This is a genomic window from Neobacillus drentensis, from assembly GCF_036965425.1.
In the GTDB taxonomy this organism is placed as follows: Bacteria; Bacillota; Bacilli; order Bacillales; family Cytobacillaceae; genus Neobacillus; species Neobacillus drentensis_F.
In genome coordinates this window covers 1-6,167 of the sequence record NZ_JBALPP010000114.1, presented here as the reverse complement: position 1 = coordinate 6,167, position 6,167 = coordinate 1, and the positions used below count along the sequence as shown (strand labels likewise).

At 38.3% G+C, this 6,167-nt stretch carries 7 protein-coding genes; 5 read left to right on the top strand and 2 right to left on the bottom strand.

The genetic code is table 11. The features are described 5' to 3' along the window. Positions 1-179 precede the first annotated feature (179 nt). From V7161_RS24460 to V7161_RS24440, 5 genes are all read left to right on the top strand, one after another. Entirely contained in the window at positions 180-1,229 is a 1,050-nt protein-coding gene (locus tag V7161_RS24460; protein WP_335715423.1) for an LLM class flavin-dependent oxidoreductase, read from the top strand. Positions 1,230-1,244: 15 nt separating this feature from the next. Further along, positions 1,245-2,198 carry an ATP-grasp domain-containing protein gene (locus tag V7161_RS24455; protein WP_335715422.1) on the top strand — a complete coding sequence of 318 codons (954 nt, stop codon included), beginning with the start codon at positions 1,245-1,247 and terminating at the stop codon, positions 2,196-2,198. Between the two features lie 189 nt (positions 2,199-2,387). Continuing rightward, positions 2,388-2,513, top strand: coding sequence for a hypothetical protein (locus V7161_RS24450; protein WP_335715421.1), 126 nt, complete (start codon positions 2,388-2,390; stop codon positions 2,511-2,513). Between the two features lie 124 nt (positions 2,514-2,637). Then, entirely contained in the window at positions 2,638-3,135 is a 498-nt protein-coding gene (locus V7161_RS24445) for a GNAT family N-acetyltransferase (protein ID WP_335715420.1), read from the top strand. 2 nt (positions 3,136-3,137) lie between these two features. Then, positions 3,138-3,539, top strand: coding sequence for a gamma-glutamylcyclotransferase family protein (locus V7161_RS24440; protein WP_335715419.1), 402 nt, complete (start codon positions 3,138-3,140; stop codon positions 3,537-3,539). Between the two features lie 326 nt (positions 3,540-3,865). Here the strand turns inward: V7161_RS24440 and V7161_RS24435 are convergent, their stop codons facing one another. Beyond that, positions 3,866-4,450, bottom strand: a complete 585-nt coding sequence (locus V7161_RS24435) for a YhcN/YlaJ family sporulation lipoprotein (protein ID WP_335715418.1) — start codon at positions 4,448-4,450, stop codon at positions 3,866-3,868. Positions 4,451-4,529: 79 nt separating this feature from the next. Continuing rightward, positions 4,530-5,957, bottom strand: coding sequence for a Na+/H+ antiporter NhaC family protein (locus V7161_RS24430; protein WP_335715417.1), 1,428 nt, complete (start codon positions 5,955-5,957; stop codon positions 4,530-4,532). Positions 5,958-6,167: the final 210 nt, after the last annotated feature.

The window sequence follows — 6,167 nt, the reverse complement described above, 5'->3', positions numbered from 1 at the left end:
TTTGAAGCCTCGGCAGCAGGTTCTTATGAATACTGTGCCAATTCCATCAAGCACATCGCTTGAAAGATGAGAAGAGGGTAATAAAACTCTCTTCTTAGGAGGAGAGTTTTTAATTTATAGTTAAATCCAACTTAAATAATAGGAAAACTAGAGAATTAGAATAGTAGAGGAGAATACATATGAAATTTGGTTTTTGGTTACCGATTTTTGGGGGCTGGTTACGTAATGTTGAGAATGAAAATATGCCGCCAACCTTTGATTATGCAAAGAAAGTCATACAATTTGCTGAAAAATGGGGATACTCGACTACCTTAATAGCTGAATTATATTTAAATGATATTAAAGGACCGGAGCATGATTCTCTTGAAGCTTGGTCTACAGCGGCGGCACTTGCGGCAGTGACGGAAAAAATTGAAATTATGACAGCGATTCGCCCTGGTTTTCATAATCCTGCAATAGCGGCTAAAATGGCAGCAAATATTGATCAAATTAGTAATGGGCGTTTTACGCTTAACGTTGTTTCTGCTTGGTGGGCAGAAGAAGCACGTCAATATGGGGGTATTTTTACAGAACATGATGAGCGTTACGCTCGTACTGAAGAATTTATTGATGTCCTAAAAGGTTTATGGACAGAAGAAACCTTCAATTATTCTGGTCAATTTTACGATTTAAAGGATACGAAGCTTGCACCGAAACCTGTTCAACGACCAAACCCGATTCTTTATGCAGGCGGTGAAAGTGAAAAAGGCAAGCAAACCATTGCAGAAAAATGTGATGCTTATGTTATGCACGGTGGAACAGTTGAAGAGATTGATCGAAAAATAGCCGATATTAAAGCACGCCGTGAACAAACTGGCAATGCTCCATTTAGTTCATTTGGCATGGCGGCATATGTTATTTGCCGTGATACAGAAGAAGAGGCTCTAACTGAGCTTGAAAAAATCACGACAGTGAAAGACACAAGCGGTTATGCCGGCTTTAAAGATTTCACTACCAAATCACATTTAGAGCAACAAATCCAATTACAAGATTACTCTGTATCCAATCGCGGACTACGTCCGAACTTAGTAGGAACACCTGAGCAAATTGCAGATCGAATTTTACAATATGAAGAAGCTGGCTTAGACTTATTGATATTGCAATTTTCACCTCAATTAGAGGAAATGGAACGCTTTGCAAAGCAGGTTATGCCATTAGTTGAACAAAAACGTAGTTTAATAAAGAATTAGTGAGGGGTCTTATAGATGAGCAAGGTATATGTGATACATGAAAATAGTGAGTGGACAGTCCATTTAACAAAAAGGTTAGCGGAGATTGGTGTTCCTTATGAAGAATGGCATTTGGACAAAGGATCGTTAGATTTATCAAAAGAGCCGCCGGAAGGAATCTTTTATAGCCGAATGAGTGCATCTTCTCATACACGTGATCATCGTTTTGCAGCTGAATTTTCTGGACAAGTATTAGCATGGCTTGAAGCACATGGACGTACGGTGTTAAATGGAACAAGCGCTCTAAAGTTAGAAGTTAGTAAGGTTTTACAATATTTAGAGTTAAATAAGTATGGTGTTAAGACTCCAAAAACGATTGCAGCAGTTGGAAAACAAAACATTATAAAATCTGCCGAAGCATTTGCAGGACAGCCCTTTATTACGAAGCATAATCGTGCCGGTAAAGGCTTAGGTGTTCAATTATTCCATAGTGTAGAAGCATTAAAAGCTTATGTAGAAGGACCGAATTTCGAAGAACCGGTAGATGGCATTACCCTTATTCAAGAATACATTCAATCTCCTGAAAGCTACATAACCCGCTGTGAGTTTGTAGGAGGAAACTTTGTTTATGCCGTAAAGGTTGATACTTCGGAAGGATTTGAACTTTGCCCAGCGGACGCATGCCAAATTGGCGATTTATTCTGCCCGGTAGGAGAAGAGGTAGAAGAGAAACCTAAGTTCCAAATCATTGAAGGGTTTGAGGACGAAATCTTAGAAAAATATAAAAAGGTTCTAGTTGGCAATAATATTCAAGTTGCTGGAATCGAGTTCATCAAAAATGGTGAAGGTGAAATTTTTACTTACGATATTAATACAAACACCAACTATAATTCTGATGCAGAAGCAAAAGCTGGAAAATACGGAATGCTCGAAGTCGCTTTATTCTTAAAGAAGACATTAGAAGAAAAATACGTCCTTTTAACAAGTTAACTGAAAAACAGTATAAACAAGTTTCTTGAACCTTCGTCTTACGCCGAAGGTTTTTCGTATAATTTTAACCTTCCATAGCGGTTTTACTTATTCATCATTTAGCATAGCAAACCAAAAAGAAAGCAAACTAAAATCGTGGATTCCAATATCGGGCATCCATGGGAAAACAAAATTAAAGGGGGGTAAAAAATGGTGAAAAATAAGAATAAGCAACTTAAAAATAATAATGCTATGCCTAAAGCGGATGTAGAATTTGCTGGGGAGAGTGGACTTGCAAAGAAAGCATTAAAAGCACAAAAAAATCAAAACAAGTAACCAATAAAAATAAAGCTAAGGGGGACAGTAATTCTGTCCCTATTATCAGGATTCAATGTTTTTCTTATGAACTCATTTACAGGATGGAAGAGTTAAAGATTACTAGGGGGGAAAATCGATAATTATGGGTATTGAAATTAGGATAGGAAATGAAGATGAAATTGTTATTGCCCATCAACTGATGAAGGAAGCCTTTGAGGAGTATCGTTATCTTGATGTTCCTTCTAGTGCAGTTAATGAACCAATTGATATTCTTAGAAAGTCTTATCTAAATGGTACGGAGAGATTCATTTTATGTTTTTTAGACGAAGTCCCTGTTGGTTCTTTAAGATTTATGTTGCAAGACGATTCCATTTATTTTTCAAGGGTATCTGTTCCGCCATATGCAAGAAGGAAGGGCATTGCGAAGTCGATGTTAAAGTGGCTTGAATATTATGCAAATAAACAAGGAAAAACAAAGGCCGTATGTAAAGTAAGGGCGAGTTTAACTGATAATGTTCGTTTATATGAATCTATCGGATATGTTATTACTAAAGAAGAAATAGTTAAAAATCCAAATGGCTTTGAAGTAAAAACAGTTATAATGGAAAATTCAAATCTTTTAGTTAGAAGAGAGGGCTGAGTTTGAAGAAGTATTTGGTTTTTGTATATGGGACGTTAAGGAGGTATGAGCGGAATCACCATCTTCTTAAAAATGCTGAATGTTTGGCAGATAAATGTTGGACACAAGGTGACCTATTTGATTCTGGGAACGGATATCCATATTTAGTTTTGTCCAGCCAAGACTGGGTATTTGGTGAGCTATATCAAGTGAATGACGATGAACTTCAGGCTCTGGACCTGCTTGAAGAATACTATGGTCCAGGGGAAGACAATTATTATAATAGAATTGTGCAATCAGTACATACCGAAAGTGGAGACTTTGAGGCTTGTGTATATGTTCTTCCTGAAGGTCGACAGCAGCCAAATTTAGTGCAAATTAAAGAAGGTGACTGGTGTGTATATCGCCTGAAGCAATTGCGGTGAATTTCTTTTGATAAGCAGTCCTTTTGTAGGAATAGTCTGTGATTTCATTGCCCGTTAGGCAAGATAAAGAGATTCCCTGGTAAATGAAAAGATATTTCATTGCCCCAGAAGTCAAAAAAAGAGATTCAACGGTAAATGAAAGGGTGTTTCATTGCCCCAGATGCCGGAATAAAGAGTTCCACGGTAAATAAAAAGTCATTTCATTGCCCTAATTACAAAAAACAGAGCCCACCGGTAAATGAAAGACAGTTTCATTGCCCCAAAAACCAGTAAGGGACCTGGCCACGGTAAATCAAGTAAAACTGCCGAATAAAATTTCGGCAGTTTTATCGAAAAACCCCATGAATCGTATTCGTAAAATCGTTCCAAACACCGTCTCTATTTGTTCCGTTGCGTAAATCGTTCGTATAATTTGTCATTTGTCCAAAGAATGCAGTATCGTACGAAATATACACATTGTCAATGGAATGATCTGCATCACGTACTTGTCTTTCTATTTTTTTATCAAGAGGAGAGGCCGCTTTTTTATAATTGGTATTATCGCCGGATCCAATCGTCCGGCCTCCAAGCTTGGTACGATCTACATTATTTGTGCTGGTATCTCTCGTACCAGTCGTACCATCATTGGTGCCAATTACATCAGTTCCTGTATTGCCAGTATTATTTTTTAAACTGACCGCAACATAAGCATCATTATTCCGAAGAATGACATGGGCCTGGTCGACTTCATTTAGGCTTTCCACATTATTACTAGCGCGTGCTGATACGCGCAAGTTTTGATTAGAACCATTGTTAATATTGTTTGTTCCCAAATTGTTTCTGCTGTTGTTTAATGCTTTATCATTATTACAGCCAGTCAAACCTAAAAGGGCAGCAGCTATTACGACGGAAACCAAACTAATTTTCTTCAAGAAGTTCACTCCTTAAAATATCCTTTACTAATTAGTTTGAGCTATTCAGAGTGAACCATTCATGCATGGAGAATCATTTTCAAGAAATAAAGAAACCACAAACAAGATACAGAACAACAGCAATTACTCCTCCCAAAGCAGAAACCTTCAGTTTATAGCGCGCATAATCGATAAGAGGCATATCGAGAATCGATGCTGTCGTAATCGTCGTATCGCCTAATGGGGATGCTAAAGCGCCAAATGCACCACTGGCAAACACCGCACCGACTGTTAACGGAATGGAAGCATCGGTAGCCGAAGCCAAGGATATTCCTAATGGCATAAACAGCCCCCACGTTCCCCATGATGAACCAATAAAATATCCTGTAAGGGAACCTAGCAAAAAAATGGTTGCTGGAGTTAAAAAAGGTGGTAAAAAGGATCCTAATGTTGAACTGATAAAGGTGGAAAATCCAAGGTCATTGGCTGCAAGTGTCAAGGACCAGATCAATACAAGCATACTGATGGCTTCCATCATTTGATTACCGCCATCATAAAAATGGTACAAAATTTCATTTAAAGGAAGCCGTCTTAAGATATAGAAAGCAAAGGATAACACTAGAGTAATAAAGACGGCTAGAAGCATGACGAAGGTGGCATCAGCTTTCGAAAAGGCGTCGAAAACGGTTTTGGCCCCTTTAGAGGTTCCGTCTTTCCATAGAAGAAACAAGGAAAGTCCTAAAAGTAAAAAGACAGGAAAAATCAAATTCCATGGCTGTGATTGGACTAGAGATAATTCTCTTTTAATGCCCATCCGGTGAAATTCATGCTCTTCTTCCAATAGTTCCTGCTCATTATTTAAGCGTGTATCCTGTGATTTTCTAGAAGGAGACCAAAGGGTTTGAATGAGTCCAATGACAAGCATCGTAATCGCAAAAAAATCAAACAAAATACTCAGCAAAAAAATCTGATACGCTGATTGGCCGATGTGAAGTCCTCTAATACTGCCCTCAACTAACGAGACCATGAATCCCACAAAGGCCGTGGCAACGGGTAAAAGGACGATAACGGATTCTGTAGAAATATCCATGGTCAGTCCGACCTTTTGCTTCGGAATGTTTATTTTTTTCGCAAGAGCTTTGACGACTGGACCAATCATCATGATTCGAAACATTGGCATCATAAAGGTAAAAGGGAGGGTAAGCCAGATGAACCCGAGCAGGCCCCGCTCCGTTCTAATCTTTGTTCCCATCCATTCGGAAAAACCTTTAATCCCGCCGGAAATATTCATCATCCCTACGAGGCCGCCAAATAAATAAAGAAACACGATAATTTTCATGTTCGTCTCATTCGACAAGGTTGTCACGATATAGGTGACGGCCTGATGGGAACCTCCTAAAAAGTGGGCAGACACAAGGAAGGAACTAACAAGAAGGCCGACTACCAGACCAGGCAGGATGTTTTTTATCCAAATAGACATGCCAATGACAATCAGAAACGGTATCAAGGAAAACCAGGTATGTTCCAAATCTACTTCCTCCAGCAGTGGATCTTGTTTTACTCCTCTTTTATTATTTTCCGAAATTTAGTATTAAAACCAGAAATTTATGGAACGGAATGTAGGTAAAACGCACTAGAATAAATTCTCATATAATAGAAAGGTACTATTGTCCGGAAATATTTTGCATGATAAAATCTGAATATTATAAATTTTTGAATGAGGGGGTAGCCTTTTTTA